Source organism: Magnetococcus sp. PR-3 (assembly GCF_036689865.1).
GTDB lineage: Bacteria > Pseudomonadota > Magnetococcia > Magnetococcales > Magnetococcaceae > Magnetococcus.
In genome coordinates this window covers 20,674-39,363 of sequence record NZ_JBAHUQ010000019.1, presented here as the reverse complement: position 1 = coordinate 39,363, position 18,690 = coordinate 20,674, and the positions used below count along the sequence as shown (strand labels likewise).

Here is an 18,690-nt window from a genome sequence, read left to right as displayed (position 1 = left end):
GTCGAAGAAGGATTACTGTACCCGGCTAGGTACCCCTTATTTCTGTAGGTCGGTTCATGGATGTTGTTTGGGTGGCTGATTTCCAGCCACTCAACCCGCACCATGGCGTGCTTGAAAATGATGTTTAGAGGTGGGGTGGATAGATATCTTATATCGATCACTTGTTTACAATGGCTTTAAGTAGGTCGGCATCCCGGTAGAGCCTGTCCCATTGCATAATTGGTGTTAGAATAAGGAGGTGGTAGAGGTTAGGGATCTTACTTCTTTTTAACAGGTATAACAGTTTAACCTTTTGCTGGATCCAGCAACGGAAAGCATGGTCGGAACCTCGTTCCGTTTGATGCCTCAAATAGGATGGAAAACTCTCCCTGAATGAGGTGTAGAGCCAGCTATACGGGCTATCTTCCCCGCATAAAATATCTTCCATCTGTGGTTGGCTGTAGCCCTCATGATAGAACGCTAACATCTCATCTTTTATGTGCATTAAGGCATCGGGTTCAAGCTGTGGATAGCTGTCTCGAATGATCCAGTTTAGGCCATGGCTATATTCATGTTTGAGCGTGTGTTCTCTTGCCATTTCATCCTTATCATTTAAAGCGGTTGTATTGAGCAATATGAGATAGATCCAAGGGCATTTAATGCTTTTGCTTTTGGGCTCTACCCGTTTCATGATGGCGATCGTACGGGGATCCAAAGTCTCAATAACTGAGAAAAAATCATCAGGATGATCGAGAGAAAGTACCAGCATTCCATTGTAAACGCTCAGGTGTGGTCTTTCGCGATAATCATGGGCCTGCCCCCCAAAAAGATCCACCAATAGGCGTCGTTCCATGCCTTGATAAATATCTAAAATATGAAGGATCTCTTCATTATCTGAATAAAGGCCATAAAGAATTCTCAGAATTTCATATTTCTGCGGGGAAGAGAATTGTCCAGGGTCCGGTACCACCTCAGCCAGTAATGGCCCAAAAGAGATCCGTTCCTGATTCTTATGGCATTGATTAAGAATTCGAGTCGCTCGCACAATGGTGCTAGATAGGCGTAAAAGCTGGGTGTAATAGGCGCGTTTAAAGAGGCGTAGTTTGGCCCGTGAAGGCTTCTTAGAGATCTGTTTGATCTCATGCAACGTGTCATAACGTCCCGGTGCGATAAAGTCCAAAATAGAGGCGCTGGTATAATCGGCTAGGCCCAAAACCCACTCTCGCTCTTGTTGGCTTAAGTGGGCTGCATTCAACCCTGCCGCCTGTTTTGGAGAGGGTGTAAAACCTGGATAGGTTGCTGTCTGCTCAGCTGGTTGTTGACGTTTAAACAGATGTTTCAATGAAAAAGGCACCATAAAGCCCCATCGTGGTCGGCCATGACACAGCAACAATCGCATAATCATGATTATAATGGGCTTTGGTGTGATGGTGAGATGTTTTTTGAGTAGGTGCTCAATACAGATTGTTTAACATGGACTTATGAGTGCTATTTGCCTGACCGGTTTCTCATGCCTCTATTGACTCTGGACTGAGAGGGGTTGGTTGTCTCAGTGAAGGCCACAGTGGGATTTTTGTCATAAGGGGAGGGCGTTACTTGTTCCATGCCCAAGGGCTGTTATGTGGAAGAAGTGCTAAAAAATCGATGTGTATTGTCTCTGTCGAAATGAGACGTTCACAAAAGAAAAAAGCCAACGTTTCCATTGGTTTCTTGGATCTCCCCGGATGGGGTTGGATCAGAATTTGGTGGGCCTAAATCCGGATTCACATGGAAGTTCTCTGTATGTCCGGACAAGTGGCGAGCGAGCATCCATCAAACTGCGTACTTGTGTTGCCAATAGCTTCCTAATCGTGGAATTCAGTTCCCAAAAACGGATTCAGATTGCCCCTGGCACGCATGGCACGGATAGAAACTTTGCGTGCCATCTGGAATTCCAAATAAAATCAACATCACAACTCTTGCGTGCCATCCTTGGGTGTGGCACGCATCAAACCGGACCCAAGAACAAATCCCCTCCCAAATCATTCCTCACGGATGGAGTTTTTGGGAGGCACAACAGCCCAGTCACATCCTCATCTGTTCCACAAATCCGTATGGAATCATCGGGGAGCCGACATGGATTCCGTCCTGTGCGCTTGCTATTTTATATAGAATAATTGTTTTGACATTCCTCCCCAGACAGAGGATGGTTAGTCAAATTGAGCAAGTAGCCTCCAGTAGCTTGATATTGAAATCTGAAGAGGTTCAGCGCTAGGTGTTATCTTGGCTCATGTAAAACCTAAATTATTTTCCCCTCGTGTTCGTCTCCTCATGAATTAGTCCGGCCTTTAATCTGGCAGCCATGCCAGATATTGCCATCTTCAATTCAATCGACATCGCTAGAAGCCATCTTCCTTAGCGGGGACTGCTCGTTGACATTCGGCTAATACCGGCCGGAATGATCTTGTCGCCTCCTCTGAGTTTCACTCAAGGAACGACAATGCCAAAAAACCACTTTTCCCTCTCCTCCGATGCATTGGCTGATCGGCGTGACGGTATGTCTGATCGTGCTACCGTGATATCGAAGTAGCTCACCTTACATGCTGCTACCAAAGAGCAAATTCCCAGCGCCATCATCTACTGTGAAGCCAACTTTGGCGGCATCGATGGGAAAACGGCCAACGGCCTAGTCCGCCATTCAGAACGATACAAAATTCTCTCGGTTATTGATAGCAAACAGGCCGGGTGTGATGCAGGCTTGATCCTAGACGGCAAGCAGAACGGGATTCCCATTTTCAGGGACCTCACCGAGGCATTGGAACATGCTGGTAAAACGCCAGATTTCTTCATTTACGGAATGGCTCCAGCTAGCGGACTGCTGTCGCTGCAGGAACGCGATATCATCCTCAAGGCCATTCGCCTTAAAATGAACATCATCAACGGCCTGCATGAGTTTTTGAGTGACGACCCGGAATTTTCGGCTGCGGCAGAGATCAACCAGGTGAGCATTCGCGACGTTCGTAAACCCCGTGAGCGGAAGGAACTGCGAACCTTCAATGGCAGCATTGCCCAGGTCACCTGCCCACGTATTGCCGTACTCGGCACCGACTGTGCTATTGGCAAGCGCACCACATCGACCATTTTGACACAGGCACTCAACGAACTCGGCATTAAAACCATCTTGATCGGTACCGGTCAGACCAGCTTGATCCAGGGGGCTCGCTACGGCGTGGCCCTTGATGCCATTCCGTCACAGTTTTGCGCAGGTGAGTTAGAGTCCACCATTGTCGAAGCGTTTGAGAATGAGAACCCCGATCTCATCATCATTGAGGGACAAGGCGCGTTGAGCCATCCCGCCTATTCCACCTCATCCTTCATCCTGAGGGGAAGTTGCCCTGACGGCGTTATCTTGCAACACGCGCCAGGACGCTCCCACCGTTGTGATTTCGAACAGATGATCATGCCGTCGCCCGCCTCGGAGATTCATCTTATTCAGAGCTTCTCAGACACCAAGGTCATCGGCCTGACCATTAACCATGAGGGGATGAGCAACGCAGATGTCGACGCGGCCATCGCTCGATATGAAAATAGCTTGAGCATAATCGCCACCGATCCCCTGACCCGACCAGCTCAGCGCTTGGTGGAGATGGTCCTTACGGCATTTCCCAAGCTTGAGAGAAGCCTCGTCACAGCCTCCCAATGACCGCGCCACGGATAGAGTTCGATCTTCATAAAATCCACCACAATGCCCGTATTTTGGTTAAACGGCTTGCCCCAAAGGGCATCTCGGTAACAGGGGTCACCAAAGCCACCTTGGGTTCACCCGAGATCGCTGGAGCTATGCTCCGGGCAGGGGTTCGGACTCTTGGCGATTCTCGCATCCACAATATTGAGACAATGCGTGATGCATCGATAATAACCTCGATGATGCTCTTGCGGTCCCCCATGATCAGCGAGGCAAGCCAAGTGGTGCGCCATGCCGATTTGAGCTGCAATACCGAAATTTCAGTCATTAAAGCGCTCTCCATAGCCGCTCTTAAGGCGCGGAAAACACATGAAATTATATTGATGGTTGAGTTGGGCGATTTACGTGAAGGCATCATGCCCGATGCGTTACTGAATACAGTGGAAGAAGCACAACGACTCCCAAACATAATAATAAAAGGGATTGGAGCAAATCTCGCTTGCCGATGTGGCGTGACGCCGGATTGCAGGAACATGGCTGAGCTATCCGACCTTGCCGACACCATTGAGGCGTCCTTGGGTATGACCCTTGAAATGGTGTCGGGGGGAAACTCGGCCAACCTTCAATGGGCGCTCAGTGGGGTCGAAACGAGACGAATCAATGACCTTCGTTTGGGCGAATCGATCTTGCTGGGACTGGAAACGCTCCATCGTCAACCGATTAGCGGGCTTTACACAGATGCCATCACGGTCACCGGTGAGGTCATCGAGTCAAAAATAAAACCATCGCAGCCCTGGGGAAAGATCGCGCAAACGGCCTTTGGAGAAACAGAAACTATCGGAGATCGGGGGCTCATCTCTCAGAGCCTTCTTGCCATGGGGCGTCAAGAGGTCGATCCAGATGGCCTACGGCCTCCTCCAGGGGTAAAAATCCTGGGAGCTAGCAGCGACCACCTGATTTTGGAGGTTGCTCACCATGAGCATCCGGTTGGCTCCGAGGTCAGTTTTCAACCCAACTACAGTACAATTCTCTATGCGATGACCTCACCATTTGTCATGAAATGTTATCATTGATGAAGACTCAAATGGATCGAGTGTTCCGGCTGATCGTTGGGGATGAGACCCCGGATCATACGACCATTGCGCAGTTTCGGCGCAAACTGTTTCGCCAATGTCCACAGCAGGATTGGTTTTGAAGGCAATTCCGTCAGAGCGGAGGTTCGTAGTGAGTCGCTTGGAAGATCCCAGTTCAGAGAGATTACTGGAATACGCAGAGGCTGTTGTGGAGACGTTGCGGGAGCCACTTCTGGTGCTGGATGGGTCCCTCAAGATAATAATGGCAAGCCGTAGCTTCTACCGTACTTTCCATGTGAGTCCTGTGGATACAGAAGGGCGTCAGATCTATGAGGTTGGAAACGGTCAGTGGAACATTCCCAAATTACGGGAATTATTAGAGTCAATCATTCCTGGAAATACAACAATCGAAAACTTTGAAGTCGAACATAGCTTTCCTGTTATCGGCCAGAGGACGATGCTGCTTAATGCACGGAAGATTGAAAGATTGGGCGACTTTCCCCCGAGTTTCCTGTTGGCCATTGAGGACATCACAATACGCCGCCTTGCTGAAAAAGCTCTGATCGAGCAAGCAAAGTTGCATGAGATCGTGGAGCATATGACGAGACATGATCTCAAAGGCCCCTTGACTACGATCATCGGTTTCCCGGAAGTGCTCTTAGAAGATGAAAATTTAACTGATAGCCAGAGGAAAATGATCCTCCACATTCAGAAATCTGGCTATCGTATGCTTGAGCAGATCAATCGCTCACTGGATCTATATCGAATGGAGCAGGGCATCTACAGCCCAAATTTCCAAATCGTGAGTCCACTATCCGTACTACAGCAGATAACGCAAGAATTTGAATCGACAACTCGCCATAGAAGAGTCTCTATACTTATCGAGGGAGATCAGAGTTTATCAATCCTAGCCGAGGAGCTATTGGTATTCACACTGTTTTCCAATCTTTTGAAAAATGCTGTGGAAGCTAGCCCTGCTGGCTCCCAGGTAACAATAAACCTGTCAAGAAAACAAAGTGTAGCCGAGGTACGCGTTCACAATTATGGATATCTTTCTGAGAATACCCTTGCCCGATTTTTCGATAAGCTGGTCACTTCGGATAAAGTTGGGGGAACTGGATTGGGAACTTACTCGGCCCGGCTTATAACCGAGGCTCTTGGGGGAACGATTGCAGTCGAGATTCCAGCAGCCAATGAGGTGTTGGTTACAGTTAATTTCCCCATTTGATTGCGATGTGTCAAATGAGTGGAGCCAGAAGGCAAAGAGGAGTTGCCAGTACCATTTTCGAGTTGCCCGGCGCTCTGCTTCAATGGCTTGCCGATCTGTTCCGTTGAACATGGTAACCGGCCAAACGACCTTTTCGCCCATCTGAAACGATAGCTCCATGCGCTACCAATACCGTAATCTCACGACTCGCGGTTCGGATGGAGATCCCCTGCTCAGTTGCCAGCTCCTGCCGGGTGATGCGGCCATGCTTTTGCGTGAGAGCAACCGCCTGCTCCTGACGCTCAGTGAGCTGGGGCATTTCACCTGCGGCATTGGGTTCTGCCAAGGTGAACGTCGGCTGGCCGAAAACCATGGCCCGCGACACTTCTCCCGCAGCCACCATACGGCTTCTTGTGGAAATATTGATCCGAGATCAACCAAGTACATTTTGGAATTCGCCAGATTAGCTTTTTCTGTTAATAGTTGGTTTTGTGAATAAATAGTGAGTCCGGTTTTGCTGGACTCACCGGGCCTGAATCCGACTTTAACAGAGAATATTGCCAAAGAGAGAACCAATCAGCGAAGAATCCGTGAGGCGGGTCCGGGAGACAGGCCTTGAGCACACCGGCAGAATATCATGCTAAATATTTGTTTAATTGTAGAATCAGGCAATAAAAAAACCGCCTCAAAAGGCGGTTCTTCAGCCGGGAGTATTTCCCCGGAAAGGGTAATGGTGGGCCCACCAGGATTCGAACCTGGGACCGACCGGTTATGAGCCGGCGGCTCTGACCGCTGAGCTATGGGCCCTTTGTCAGCTAATGACCATGTGAGCGGCAAATCTTAATATAAAGTCTCCCCACAGGCAACGTGCAATCTCTATGGGTTCCTTGTGCTTCCTTCTGCGCCCACGGTAGAAAGCTTCCCTTAACAGCATGGTGAATCGGCCTGACAATCATCCTTGACCATTGACGTGTTGTATCACCAGGGCAGGGGGGCAACGCAACGATGTTGGCGGAGCTTGGCGTGTTGTGTCGATGGCTCTAGAGGGGGGCAGGAGATGGTGTACTTGGCGCCACGTTGTATCGGGCGTTGAGACGGTGTGGCAGGGGTATAAAGAGAAAGGCACCGCCCAGAAGAGGGACGGTGCCTTTTTTCTTAAGACTCTAGGAAGCTTCTAAGCTTACGGGAGCGGGTAGGATGGCGTAACTTACGCAGCGCTTTAGCCTCAATCTGGCGAATACGCTCACGGGTTACATTAAACTGCTTACCTACCTCTTCCAGGGTGTGATCGGTGGGCAGACCAATACCAAACCGCATGCGTAAGACATGCTCTTCGCGGCTGGTTAGGGTCTGCAGAACACGCCCTGTGGTGTCACGCAAATTAGACATAATCGCATGCTCAGATGGGGAAAGCATGGACTTGTCTTCGATGAAGTCACCGAGGTGAGAATCTTCTTCATCACCAACAGGTGTTTCCAGCGAGATGGGTTCTTTGGCAATTTTAAGAACCTTACGAACCTTCTCTAAGCTCATGCTCATACGCTCAGCAATCTCTTCTGGCGTAGGTTCACGACCCATCTCTTGAACCATCTGTCGGCTGGTGCGAACCAGTTTATTGATGGTTTCAATCATATGCACCGGAATACGAATGGTGCGTGCTTGGTCAGCAATAGAGCGTGTAATGGCCTGGCGAATCCACCATGTTGCGTAGGTGGAGAATTTATATCCGCGACGCCACTCAAACTTATCCACAGCTTTCATCAGGCCAATGTTGCCTTCCTGAATAAGATCCAGGAACTGAAGTCCACGATTGGTGTACTTCTTGGCAATGGAAATGACCAAACGTAAGTTGGCCTCAACCATCTCTTTTTTGGCCTGATTGGCTCGGCGCTCACCGTCCAAAAGTTTCTTGTTACATTTTTTCAGGTCAGAAACTTTTTGGCATGCTTCTTCTTCGATGCTGCGAATGACCGACTGTGCTTCACGAATGGTGTCCGCATGCTCATAGAGACGCTTCCAAGGTGCACTTCGTGTTTTCGCAAAGCCATCAATCCAGGCAGGGTCACTTTCATTGCCTGAGAACTGCTGAACAAACTCTGGCTTTTTAACGTTGCACTGGGTGACCACCACCAGAATCTTCTGTTCCTGGGCACGTACAGCAGCAACATAGCTTTTTATGCGCTCAACCAAACGGTCACGCTGTTTGGGGGAGAACTTAATGGATGCAACAATTTCCACAATACGTGATTTGTGGGCATTGTATTCAGCCAACAGCTTTTTGCACTCAGCCCCAGTGGGGTTTTTCTGCAGAGCTTCAGTCAAAGGATCACGCAGATCCGTGAGTACTTCATTCTCACGGGTGATCTCATCAAAGGTCGCCAACGTTGCTTCATAGAGCTCGCGGAACTGTTCATTTTCCGCTTCGCGTTCTGCAGCGATCTCCTCTTCAGTTTTGACCGGAGGGGGGGCTTCTTCAACAACGACGACAGGTGCGGCTTCCTCACCCTCTTGGGTGCTGGCTTCCTCACCTTTTTCCTGGTCTGTCTCAGAGCCCTCTGTGGCCTCCGCTTCTTCACCAAGTTCTGTCGTGGCCTCTGTCTCTTCTTCTTCAGCACCCTCTTCTTGGGGTGTGGAGATGTCCAGGACTTCACGTAATGATACTTCACCCGCACGTAAGCGTTCTGCCAGCGTCATCACTTCATTGAAGGTAGATGGGGCATCGCAAATGGTCGCGATAACCTCATTACAGCCTTCTTCGATACGCTTGGCGATGGCGATCTCACCTTCTCGGGTGAGCAACTCCACCGAACCCATTTCACGTAAATACATACGTACAGGGTCATCTGTCTTACCTAGATCAATATCCTCGATGGCCCCATCGCTACGGCCGCTCTCTTCACTGTCCTCGCTATCATCATCGTCACTCTCAGCATCAAAATCGGAGATGGCGATAGGCTCCTCGGCGATATCTTCATCTAGGTTATCGAGATTGCCGATACGGGCATTAGAGGTGCTCTTTGTTTGAGCTGTCTCTTCGTTCTCGTCATTAACCAGATTGATACCCATGTTGTCGAGGAGACCGACAACATCTTCCATATCCTCTGCAGAGTTCATGTCGTTGGGAAGCACATCGTTGACCTCATCATAGGTCAAGAAGCCCCGCTCTTTACCGCGGGCGATGAGCTTTTTCATGTCTTCGCGCTTGTTATCCTCGGCCATGTTACCTTTTCCGTCCATTACACGGTGTTTGCCGATCGTCAGCGTTAGATACCCAATCTAACGCTGCTTAAGCCGTGCTCTCTCTTCCAATAGAAAGTTCAGTCGTTGGAGGTCTTTATCAATGGTATCCCGATCGTTTTGACGAATACGGGCTTTGGCCTCTACGATTTCTTCTTCCAATTGTCGTGATTGCACAGCCTTTAACGCACCTTCAAACTCCCTGACGGGATCATCCAAAGGTGTTTCTTCTTCTCTCAAAATACGCTTAGCCAGTAAGACAGACTGTCTATCGCTTAGCTGATCGATAGGAAAGACGTCTGTGTGGTCCAACTCGACTAAGTCAGGTGCTACACTCAACAGTTCGGTCAATAATTGATAAAGTTGAGAGCTTTTCAACTTTGCTTTATCTAATTCTTCGAGATTTTCTTGTAAAAGAACCGGTGATCGAAGTGCTGATGCAATCAATACCTGTTCAAAATCTCGACCTTTGGTCTCACCACCTAGACGTAACGTTGAGACCTCTTGTTCCAGGGTTGGTGCCCCGGTTTTTTGCCAAGCCTGTTTTTTCTTAAAAGCAGGTTGCCAGCTTCTTTTTTCAGGGGCGCCTTGTGTTGGGGCGGGCGCGGACCTTGGTGGTGGTGTCCAGGGGGGCTGGGAGGGGGAGGTTTGCCAGGGCGCTGTCGGCGCTTGCATCTGGTTTGGTGCGACCCCTTGCAGCAGTTGTTCTCCCCTTAACCCGCCAAGTTTGTCCCCTAAATCATCTGCATACAGTTGGCGCAGCACTGGATCGGCCACACTGGAAATTAAGGGGCGTATGCGGTGTGCGGCAGCTGCGCGTCCCTCGGGTGTATAGAGATCCAGTTGTTTCCCCATTACCTTATGGATCAGTTGCATGGGGCTGATGGCGCGTTTGGCGCGTTCTTTAAACTTAGCAACCCCCTCTTTTTGTACCAGAGAGTCGGGGTCCTCCCCGTCTGGTAGAAAAAGAAACTGCATATGTCGGTCGGCCTGTAAGCCGTTTAGGCCGCGCTCTAAAGCCCGCCACGCGGCACGGCGTCCAGCGGTATCACCATCAAAACAGAAGATCAGCCGATTGGTGCGTTGCCATAATCGCTTTAAATGCTGATCGGTAACCGCTGTTCCCAGGGTAGCCACGGTACCGGAAAAGCCATATTCTGCCAGCATAACCGCATCCATATAGCCTTCAACCACCAGTGCCATTTCACCTCTGCTCCAGCGCTCTTGCGCATGGCTGAGGGCATAGAGCACATCGCTTTTATTGTACAGCGCAGTCTCTGGTGAGTTGATGTACTTCGGTTTCTCATCGGTTAAAACACGGCCACCAAAAGCGATACACCGGCCACGACTGTCAAGAATGGGAAAAATAACCCGGTTTCGAAAGCGGTCGTAAACGGTGCCATCATCTTTTTTGATCAATAGCCCAGCATCCAGCATGATCTCAACAGCCGCATCCCCCCCGCCAAAAAAATCAAGCAGGTTGCGCCATCCTGGCGGTGCAAAGCCCAGTTCATAGCTGGATATGGTCTCTGCCGTTAAACCGCGACGATGTAAATATTCTCGGGCCATGCGCCCGTTTGGGGCTTTAAGCTGGCCTTGGAAAAAACGCTTAGTCTCTTCCAGCAGGCTGCGTAGCTTGCCCCTTTTATCCCGAGCCTGAGCCTGGGCGGGTGTTTCTTTGCTTCTTTCAGGAAGCGGTAGCCCGCTTTGTGCCGCCAACTCCCGAATCGCCTCTTCAAAGGGCATGCCCCGCGTTTGCTGTAGAAACTTAATGGCGTCTCCACTGGCTCCGCACCCAAAGCATTTGTAGTAACCCTTCTCCTGGTTAACATTGAAAGAAGGGGTCTTCTCCTGATGAAAAGGGCAGAGCCCAAGCCAGTTTCGGCCTCTCTTTTTTAGAGGGAGCTGGCGCTCTACAACATCAATAATATCCACCCGCTCCTTGAGTTGATCAAGGTAGCTGTCTGGGAAATAAGCCACGACTGGGATTAACCCAGACGACCCTTAACCATGGCAGATAACTTGCCAAAATCGGCCCGGTCATCACTGTTCTTTTTTAACCACCCCATCACAGCCCCCATTTTTTTAATAGAGTCTGCACCTGTTGTGGTCATGGCTTGCTCAACCAAAGCTTGCATCTCATCATCACTGAGTGGCTCAGGTAGAAAAGCTTCCAGTATGGTGACCTCTGCTTCTTCCTTGGCAGCGGCTTCTTCTCGCCCACCGTCACGCATGGCTGTGGCTGAATCCCGCCGCTGCTTTATCTGGCTACGAATCACCCGGATAGCATCTGTATCGGTAACATCCCCTTTGCCGGCTTTCTCTTCATTGAGTAATGCCGCTTTGAGCATGCGAAGGGCAGAGAGGGTTTCGCTGTCCTTATTACGCATCGCCTCTTTCATGCGTTGGCCGAGTTGCGTTTGAATGCTCATTGGGGTGTTTCCTTGTCACGCGATTAACATTTCACACCATGACATTAAAGGGGGATTACATGATGCTCATGTAGCCCTGACTGGGTGAAACTAGATTTCTAGATGGTTTCGTGCGATAAAGCTGGTCTTGAGTTCCGGCTGCCCGGTATGGGTGCGGGTTCCCTGGTCGGATGCTCGGTTCCGTGTGGAGCGTCAGTGGTTGGGGTGCAATCCTGCGAGCCCAAGGTTGAAGACCTGATCTCATCACCAAAAAAATTTGGTGCCTTCTTTAAAATGACAAAGATGGGTAGAGCGCAGGTCGGAAGATTTTGTCGAGCATGACGGTGTTTGTCAAGTGTTAGATTGAGTGAAATTCAAAAAATACGTTGACAGCGTATAAAGGTCAGTGCTGTGGCGTATCTTGAATAGGTTCTGGAGCGTGGTTGACCCTTAGGGGTAACCATTGGATGAAATGAGGGGCTGTCTGGTTTGGTGTGCGTGATGTGCGCGCGTTACGCACACCTGGATTCCCGTTGGAGAGATACTATGTCGAAAGCGTTACGCTATTTGGCGGCTGCACGTCCAGCTGCTGCAACCAGTTTGTTAACATTCTATAAAGAGAGTGTACAAGCTCTAGATGATAAAACACGTTGTTTAATCCAAATCGTGACTAAAGTAACGGTAGGGACTGAGCGTGGATTGCGGCAATATGCACCAAAAGCTTTAAAGGCTGGTGCAACTAAAGAAGAAATTCTTGATGCCGTCTTGATGGCTTTCCCGGCTGCAGGGTTAAATAAGGTGTTGGATGCCATTCAGGTCCTGCGTGACTTGGATCTGGTGCCAGAAGTTGAAGGGGACCAAGAGCAGGAGCAGCCTGATGACGTGTTGGGGCAGGTTGATGAGTTCCCGTTAGAGAAGATGTCCTGTGTGGCTTATGGTGAGGGTAACTTAATTGTTTACCGTGATGGCGATGAGAGTGTCAAAGTTTGGCAGAGTCGTTGTCCGCATGCCAAAACCTCGCTATGTAAAGGGGTTGATCATGGGCAAAAAGTTGAGTGCCGTGTTCATAATTGGGTGTTTGATCTAACCACGGGGGCTTGTACCGATCCCGATCCAGCCGATAAACCAGGGTTGGTTGCCGTACCCGTATCAATCGAGAATGGTGTGGTGCGGGTGGCATAGTGCTTTTTTGCTGATTTGTAAGTGTTTGTAAAAAGGGGTGGCTTTATGCCGCCCCTTTTTTTATGGGGAAAGGTGAATGATTTGGGCAGGTTGTTGCATTTAGGTTTTACGTATGATTTTGAATGTTTTTTGAAAGAGGTTTGTTAAGTGGCCTAAGTGTTGCATTGATGTTTAGCGCGCTGAAAAATGTGCCAGAAGATAAATGGAAGTGACCGCTGTCGTGAGGTCTTGAAGTACCATTCTGCGACAGCTCATTTATCCGAGTATTAATAATCCGGGCAGTGATTGCCCATTACCCGTGAAGGGCTAACCAAACAGATGCAATCCGCGCTTAGACATAGCACCGGACAGCGCTACACAGCAGGGGTCACGTTATTCTTGTTCCTGCTTGTGTGGAGTATTCTGGGTGATCTGCGTGCAGAACGTGGAGCGCGAGGCATTCCTGTTGGTATCTTCAGGGTTACCCCTAAGTTGACAGCTGCTTACAGCTTTGAGGACAATCTTCTAAAAACAAAAGATGATAAGGTTAGTGACTCTGTCGTTACATTGACGCCTGTCGTTGTGGTTAAAACCCACTGGCGAAAGCTGGCTGTAACATTGACTGCTACGTCAAACATTGCCCGCCATCTCAAGCGGGAAATGGAAAACTATGCAGACAAAAATGTGGCGGTAGAGCTGGAAATGAAGCCTACGAAGCGCCTGAAGTTGAACGTGCAAGGTTTTATTGCATCCAATCACTCATCACGTGGTGCGCCTGATACGGGTGGTCAATCGACCTCCGAACCTCCCTCCACCTATACAACGTTTGGGGGCAAGGCCATTGCAGCCTATACCTTGAACAAGTACCGTGGTCAGGTCACCTTGTCTCATGATGTAGATACTCAGAAAGATGTCGGCCGTTATTGGCAGGGGATTGAGTTTAAGCTGATGCATGCTCTGGGTAATAAGACGAATGTATCAGTGAATGTCGGCATGAACCGTCATGTTTATGATGATGCAGCACTGCTGCGTGATGGTTCAGAGTATAAGTATGGTGTGGGTTTGGCTCTGAGCCCCAAAGCACAAATTTCTGGTAATATCCAGGTTGGTCAAACCTTTAAGACACTGGACGATAATGGTGCTTTAGATGCTTCAGCCATGACGCTTAGCAGTTCATTAACCTGGAAACCTGCCAAGCGCACTAATGTTACGTTGAATACCTCTCGTGGCTTTAATGAAGGTGGGACCACTGGTGACTACTTTATTAACACCGATGCCTCACTTTCTGTGCGACATTCTCTCCGAAGTTTCCTCTCAGTTAATGGGAGCCTGGGCTTGTCTCGTTCAGAGCATAGTATCGATCAAGAAGATGATACGTGGACTTTGTCGAGTGGCTTTGCCTATCAGTTCCCGAAATGGGTGAGCTTGAATGGGAGCTACACTTTTACGGATAAGCAGTCTAGTGCAGAGAGTAGTTCCTATAACAGTAATCAGTTCATGTTCTCCCTCGCTGGTGGTCTATAAGCATTCTGGATGACATGCTTTTACCTCTATCTGTTTGCTTAGAGCTTAGATATCCGGTAAAACAGGCATTCGTATAGAAAAACGTCAAGAGTCCGACGGTCTTGTTTTGTCATGTAGGTAGGTGTTGTTGAGAGCTTTTGCCGGGTAGACTTGCAAAAAGGCTCTGTGCATGATGAATGGGGAGGAGAGCGTAAAGATGAAAAAGAAGCTTCTACTGATTCTCTGTGCAACGGTATGGATGCTTGCCTCGCACACCTTGCAAGCTTCAGAGCTTCGTACAAGTTACCGTTTGGGCCCAGGGGATAAAATTCAGATCAGTGTCAATGGTGAAGATGATCTGAGTATTAAGACTCAAGTTGCGCCTGATGGTAAAATCTCCTGGAATTTTATTGGCGATGTCCAGGTGGCAGGTTTAAGCATACAGGCGTTGGAAAAGCGTCTTTATAATATTTTGATTGATGGCTTTCTTAAAAGGCCGATCGTCTCTGTAACCATCCTGAATTACCGTACACTGTTTGTGAATGGAGAAGTGGGTTCTTCAGGGGGATACCCCTACCGTCCTGGCTTAACGGTGCGTAAAGTTGTGACCCTGGCAGGGGGGTTTACAGACCGGGCGGATGAAAGCCGTATGACGGTGATCCGTGGTTCAGATAAGACGCATACGGAGCAACCTATTGGTTTGGATGATCCTGTTTTCCCAGATGATATTATCACCGTTCCAGAAGGTTTTTGGTGATATTCAGTAGGATGGTTTTTAATAGAAAGAGGGGACATCAGTCCCCTCTTTTTGTTTATGGTAAAGTGTGCATGAGTCAGGAAAATGGCATACCTATCACGCCCTTTGTGCGGTATGCTTAAGAGGTTGCTGTGCGAAAAACGGCAACCGAAGCTCCTGTTTATGTCACTCCATTTAGGGGGGTTGCATCTTGCTTATGGGTGCAGACGCTCTGAAAAGTTGACTTGAGTTAGAAATTTGATGGATTAATCAGCCTGCTGTATGGGGGAAGTGATGGGTATACACCGCGTAACTCGGCCATTATTAGGCTTTTTCCTGTTGCTTTTTTTAACGGTACAGATCGCCGAAGCTGCGCCTGTTCATGTGGGGCGTATGGCCCGCACAGTTAAAACAGTGCAGGTTTTTGAAGATGGCCAAACCAAAAAAATTCGGTTTGGTGCCAAGTTATATGCCAACCAAACTGTCCGAACCGGTCCTGGAGCTAAAGCGGTTATTCGTTTTAGAGATGGTTCTTCATTGACCCTTGGGCCTGATGGTGAGTTGGAGCTTCAAAAATATGCTTTTAACCCTGTTGAAAGTCATGTTTCTAAACAGGTGAAAGTTAAACGAGGTGCCTTTCGCTACCTTTCTGGGTTTAAGGTGAAAAACCAAGATGTGAAACTCCATACACCTGTGGCATCCATGGGGGTCCGGGGTTCTGTTTTGGAAGGTGTGGTGGCGGAAGATACGCCAGATTTTGCCTTTTTGTCTGATGGCGCAGGGTATATTAGAAATGCTAAGGGCAACCAAACCCTAGCTGGTGGGCAGGCCAGTGCTGGCCTGCAAGGTAAAGGTCCCATGCCCCCCACCCAAATGCCTGTTGAGGTTACAGCCAACATGGTTCAAGAGATCCAGGCCCAGTTAGGGACGGGTGTGGATGATCTTAAAGAAAACTTTACCCAGGCGATGTTAGAAGAGGATGCACGGGCCAGCCGTTTGCCGCTGTATCGTCAGCTCGGTTTATCTGTTCCCAATAAAAAACAGCCAGATGTACCCTTGGCACCGGCGGCTCCTGCGGACCGTCGATCTAACCTGATGCAGCAATTGAAAAGCCTGGCCCAGTCAGGTGGTCATGCTTGGGATCAAGTTTTGGCGAAGAAATTTATCTTCTCTTTGATCTCTTCAGCCCATGCCCAGGGTGTGGGGCAAGCGATGACTATGTTGCGTCAAGCCGCTTCTCTGGGGTTGATGTCACCTCGCCCTGTGGGGGCCCCGCTTAGTGCGGCGCAGCAAGCGTTTGTTACCCAAGTGCAACAGGCAAACCCTCAAGCTGCTCAAGTCCTTGCGCAGAGTGTCGCGACCCAAAAGCAGTCACAGCAAAGCAACCAGTCTCAATCCACCAATAATGTTGTGCGGTCTACAACGGCGACCTCTAACAACCAGAGTGAAGTCAGTAAGATGGTGGGCAATGCCGTGCAGGCAGCAGGGGCCACTGACCTGACCATTGCCAAGGCCTTAGCTCAGGTGATTGTACAAAGTGCGCTCTCTGTTGAAGGTAAAACCAATAATGCGGCCACAGCGACAGATTTGGCGTCCGTGGCGTCTAAAGCCTTTCCCGCTGTGGCTGGAGATGTCGCCTCTGCGGCTGTAACCGCGTTGCCTGCGGCACAACAGGATGCGGCTTCATCCCAGGTGGCCGCCGCAGCTGCCGTAGCTGCACCAGAATCCGCAGCGGCTGTTGCCGGTGAGGTGGCTCGTGTCTCTGGCGCTGGTAGTGCTGCGCAAGTTGCAGCCTCGGTTGCCCAGGCTGCTGGCCCAGCCCAAGCCGCAGCCGTTGCCGCAGAAGTTACGCGGGTCTCTGGCGCAGGTTCTGCGGCAGAAGTTGCGGCCTCTGTGGCTAAAGTTTCAAATACGCGTGCAGCAGAAATTGCAGCGGCTGTGGTTAACCAGGCCAAAGATCAGGGCGCGGGGGTGGCGGCCGCTGTCACACAGGCTGCAGGTCCACAAGCTGCAGCGACGGTAGCCTCCTCAGTTTCTAACGTGGTTGGGGGCGATGCTGTGCCAGGTATTGCCGCCTCAGTCGCCGCGGTTGCGCCGAACCAATCTGGTGCGATTGTCGGTGCTGTCGCTCAACAGGCGGCCGCTGAGAATAATTTGGCCAGTTTGGTTGGTGCTGTCACCCAGACCTCTCAAACCAATGCGGTGGATATTGCGGTGAGGGCGGCTCGTGCAGCAGGTCCAAATAATACCCAGTCAATAGGGGCTATTATCGCCGGATCTGGGAGTATTTCAGAACAAAATCGTGCCGTTGTCATTAGAGCTCTGGGGACTTCCACAGGTCGATCTCTTGAAGCCTTGAGAAATGCCGCTGCTACTGCGCGTACACTGGTAGGCGCTCGGCTCCGTACTGCGTTGATCCGATCCCGTTTAGCTGTGAATTCCTCGCGGACTGTTGTGACTCGGACATCCAGAATCTCTACTCTTGTGGCGACGCGTGCAGTTCGGGATCTTGCCGGGGCGCAAAGATCCCTTGCTAAAACGCTTGCAGTCGTCGATCAGAAGGGTGTGCCAATCACGCAGGAGAAAACAATAGAGAAGGTGATAGAAAAAATTGAATTTATTGAAGAGGAAAAAAAAGTTATCACCATTGAGAAAAATGCTAGCGGTAGTTAACTCCGGGTGACGGTTTTCTTGTCGGTCTGTCTGGTGAAAAGGGAGAAGCATTGGCTTCTCCCTTTTTTATGGATTTGTCACCCGCAAGTTTCCTCAAGCATATCTAACGTGAGCGCTCTTTCAAAGGTTTGTGTGGGTCTTTGCAGGTGTTGTTGGTCGAGCTTCACAGTAAAACTGAGGATTGAGCTTTGGTGTGGTGGAGCGGGTGTTCGTGTACGTCTGATGGATGAACCTGATATCGGTGTGGGGGCTTGGTCGCTAGGGCGTGGTTGCGTTGTGGGTAAGGCGTCGTGGCTTGTGCCGTTTAAAATCCCTTGTTCAAATCTTTAGGGTGTAGGTGGCTCTCATGTCTTTCGTTCGCCTAGGCCGAACGGGTGCAGAATAAAGAGGTGGCCCTTAAGGCACAGCTGATCCCTCATCATCAAGCAAAGAGAGCTTCTGATCTTGATAGTGCAGGATGCTGCAAGCTTCACCAGCCTGGATGATACGCATAATCGCCATTTCCAAGGTTTCTTGGCCAAAGCGTTTACGCCAGTGGGGGAGGGCGCTGCGTTCTAGTGGGGGGGTGGTATCAAAAAAAGCCATGCCGCATAGATATTGCCAGCTGGGTTCTTGGCACCACTGGCTAACCAAGCGCTCTTCAGATAGATCAAACAGCCGCTGTAAAAAATGAAAGCCCACCATCATGCGAATACTTTTACCGGGGCGTCCACGTCTGGCATAGCCGTGCTGAAATTGTTTTTCAATACTTGGCCAGGGGATCTCATCGGCCAGAATCACCAGGGGGTGATGGGGATCAATCTCTTCTTCAATACGTGGTGTGAAGAGATTCCATTGTAGACCCTCACTCGGATCATTTTTTCTGAGCATTAGATAACTCCTTTCCATCCTTGGAAATTCCTATGCTACCCCAATGTTCTTAGATAGGCCACCCCTGTTGTTATTGATATGACTGATGGGGTGATGTGATGAAAAGAATATTAGTGGACATTGTATTTTATATGCACAAAGGATGGATGTGAATTTCTGGAATGGGGGGTATGCAT

At 49.7% G+C, this 18,690-nt stretch carries 13 protein-coding genes and 1 tRNA gene; 7 read left to right on the top strand and 7 right to left on the bottom strand.

Features of this window, described 5'->3' with window-relative positions:
• Positions 1 to 157: 157 nt before the first annotated feature.
• Positions 158 to 1,321 carry a hypothetical protein gene (locus V5T57_RS12045; protein ID WP_332891466.1) on the bottom strand — a complete coding sequence of 388 codons (1,164 nt, stop codon included), beginning with the start codon at positions 1,319 to 1,321 and terminating at the stop codon, positions 158 to 160.
• 1,257 nt (positions 1,322 to 2,578) lie between these two features.
• Between V5T57_RS12045 and V5T57_RS12040 the strand changes: the two genes are divergently transcribed.
• The 3 genes from V5T57_RS12040 (at position 2,579) to V5T57_RS12030 (ending at position 5,944) form a co-directional block, all read left to right on the top strand.
• On the top strand, positions 2,579 to 3,661 hold the full coding sequence (locus V5T57_RS12040) for an N-acetyltransferase DgcN family protein (RefSeq protein WP_332891520.1): 1,083 nt from the start codon (positions 2,579 to 2,581) through the stop codon (positions 3,659 to 3,661).
• Positions 3,658 to 4,716: an alanine/ornithine racemase family PLP-dependent enzyme gene (locus tag V5T57_RS12035; RefSeq protein WP_332891465.1), complete on the top strand. Its 1,059-nt coding sequence runs from the start codon at positions 3,658 to 3,660 to the stop codon at positions 4,714 to 4,716. The genes V5T57_RS12040 and V5T57_RS12035 overlap by 4 nt, the downstream gene beginning before the upstream one ends.
• A gap of 151 nt (positions 4,717 to 4,867) precedes the next feature.
• The gene (locus V5T57_RS12030) at positions 4,868 to 5,944 is read left to right on the top strand and encodes a PAS domain-containing sensor histidine kinase (RefSeq protein ID WP_332891464.1); all 1,077 of its coding nucleotides are present in this window, start codon (positions 4,868 to 4,870) and stop codon (positions 5,942 to 5,944) included.
• 79 nt (positions 5,945 to 6,023) lie between these two features.
• Here the strand turns inward: V5T57_RS12030 and V5T57_RS12025 are convergent, their stop codons facing one another.
• The 5 genes from V5T57_RS12025 to V5T57_RS12005 all read right to left on the bottom strand — a co-directional run bounded on the left by V5T57_RS12025 (position 6,024) and on the right by V5T57_RS12005 (position 11,592).
• Positions 6,024 to 6,326, bottom strand: a complete 303-nt coding sequence (locus V5T57_RS12025; protein ID WP_332891463.1) for a Fic family protein — start codon at positions 6,324 to 6,326, stop codon at positions 6,024 to 6,026.
• A gap of 328 nt (positions 6,327 to 6,654) precedes the next feature.
• Positions 6,655 to 6,730: transfer RNA gene (locus V5T57_RS12020), tRNA-Ile, on the bottom strand.
• 348 nt (positions 6,731 to 7,078) lie between these two features.
• On the bottom strand, positions 7,079 to 9,142 hold the full coding sequence (gene rpoD / locus V5T57_RS12015) for an RNA polymerase sigma factor RpoD (protein WP_332891462.1): 2,064 nt from the start codon (positions 9,140 to 9,142) through the stop codon (positions 7,079 to 7,081).
• Positions 9,143 to 9,199: 57 nt separating this feature from the next.
• Positions 9,200 to 11,140 carry a DNA primase gene (gene dnaG, locus V5T57_RS12010; RefSeq protein WP_332891461.1) on the bottom strand — a complete coding sequence of 647 codons (1,941 nt, stop codon included), beginning with the start codon at positions 11,138 to 11,140 and terminating at the stop codon, positions 9,200 to 9,202.
• Positions 11,141 to 11,148: 8 nt separating this feature from the next.
• Positions 11,149 to 11,592 carry a GatB/YqeY domain-containing protein gene (locus V5T57_RS12005; RefSeq protein ID WP_332891460.1) on the bottom strand — a complete coding sequence of 148 codons (444 nt, stop codon included), beginning with the start codon at positions 11,590 to 11,592 and terminating at the stop codon, positions 11,149 to 11,151.
• Between the two features lie 525 nt (positions 11,593 to 12,117).
• Between V5T57_RS12005 and V5T57_RS12000 the strand changes: the two genes are divergently transcribed.
• The 4 genes from V5T57_RS12000 (at position 12,118) to V5T57_RS11985 (ending at position 17,644) form a co-directional block, all read left to right on the top strand.
• Positions 12,118 to 12,753 (top strand): Rieske 2Fe-2S domain-containing protein, encoded by a 636-nt coding sequence (locus V5T57_RS12000; protein WP_332891459.1) that lies wholly within the window; start codon positions 12,118 to 12,120, stop codon positions 12,751 to 12,753.
• A 318-nt stretch (positions 12,754 to 13,071) separates the two neighbouring features.
• Positions 13,072 to 14,256 (top strand): outer membrane beta-barrel protein, encoded by a 1,185-nt coding sequence (locus V5T57_RS11995; RefSeq protein WP_332891458.1) that lies wholly within the window; start codon positions 13,072 to 13,074, stop codon positions 14,254 to 14,256.
• Between the two features lie 196 nt (positions 14,257 to 14,452).
• Entirely contained in the window at positions 14,453 to 14,992 is a 540-nt protein-coding gene (locus tag V5T57_RS11990) for a polysaccharide biosynthesis/export family protein (RefSeq protein ID WP_332891457.1), read from the top strand.
• 273 nt (positions 14,993 to 15,265) lie between these two features.
• Complete coding sequence (locus tag V5T57_RS11985) at positions 15,266 to 17,644, top strand: FecR domain-containing protein (RefSeq protein ID WP_332891456.1); 2,379 nt, start codon at positions 15,266 to 15,268, stop codon at positions 17,642 to 17,644.
• A 396-nt stretch (positions 17,645 to 18,040) separates the two neighbouring features.
• Here the strand turns inward: V5T57_RS11985 and V5T57_RS11980 are convergent, their stop codons facing one another.
• Positions 18,041 to 18,514 carry a transposase gene (locus V5T57_RS11980; protein WP_332891455.1) on the bottom strand — a complete coding sequence of 158 codons (474 nt, stop codon included), beginning with the start codon at positions 18,512 to 18,514 and terminating at the stop codon, positions 18,041 to 18,043.
• Positions 18,515 to 18,690: the final 176 nt, after the last annotated feature.

Excerpts from the sequence above, each read along its gene's own strand:
- V5T57_RS11985 (WP_332891456.1), top strand. The coding sequence starts at position 15,266 with ATGGGTATACACCGCGTAACTCGGCCATTATTAGGCTTTTTCCTGTTG.
- V5T57_RS11980 (WP_332891455.1), bottom strand. The coding sequence starts at position 18,514 with ATGCTCAGAAAAAATGATCCGAGTGAGGGTCTACAATGGAATCTCTTC.
- V5T57_RS12025 (WP_332891463.1), bottom strand. The coding sequence starts at position 6,326 with ATGGTGGCTGCGGGAGAAGTGTCGCGGGCCATGGTTTTCGGCCAGCCG.
- V5T57_RS11990 (WP_332891457.1), top strand. The coding sequence starts at position 14,453 with ATGAAAAAGAAGCTTCTACTGATTCTCTGTGCAACGGTATGGATGCTT.
- rpoD (WP_332891462.1), bottom strand. The coding sequence starts at position 9,142 with ATGGCCGAGGATAACAAGCGCGAAGACATGAAAAAGCTCATCGCCCGC.
- V5T57_RS12005 (WP_332891460.1), bottom strand. The coding sequence starts at position 11,592 with ATGAGCATTCAAACGCAACTCGGCCAACGCATGAAAGAGGCGATGCGT.
- V5T57_RS11995 (WP_332891458.1), top strand. The coding sequence starts at position 13,072 with ATGCAATCCGCGCTTAGACATAGCACCGGACAGCGCTACACAGCAGGG.
- V5T57_RS12000 (WP_332891459.1), top strand. The coding sequence starts at position 12,118 with ATGTCGAAAGCGTTACGCTATTTGGCGGCTGCACGTCCAGCTGCTGCA.
- V5T57_RS12035 (WP_332891465.1), top strand. The coding sequence starts at position 3,658 with ATGACCGCGCCACGGATAGAGTTCGATCTTCATAAAATCCACCACAAT.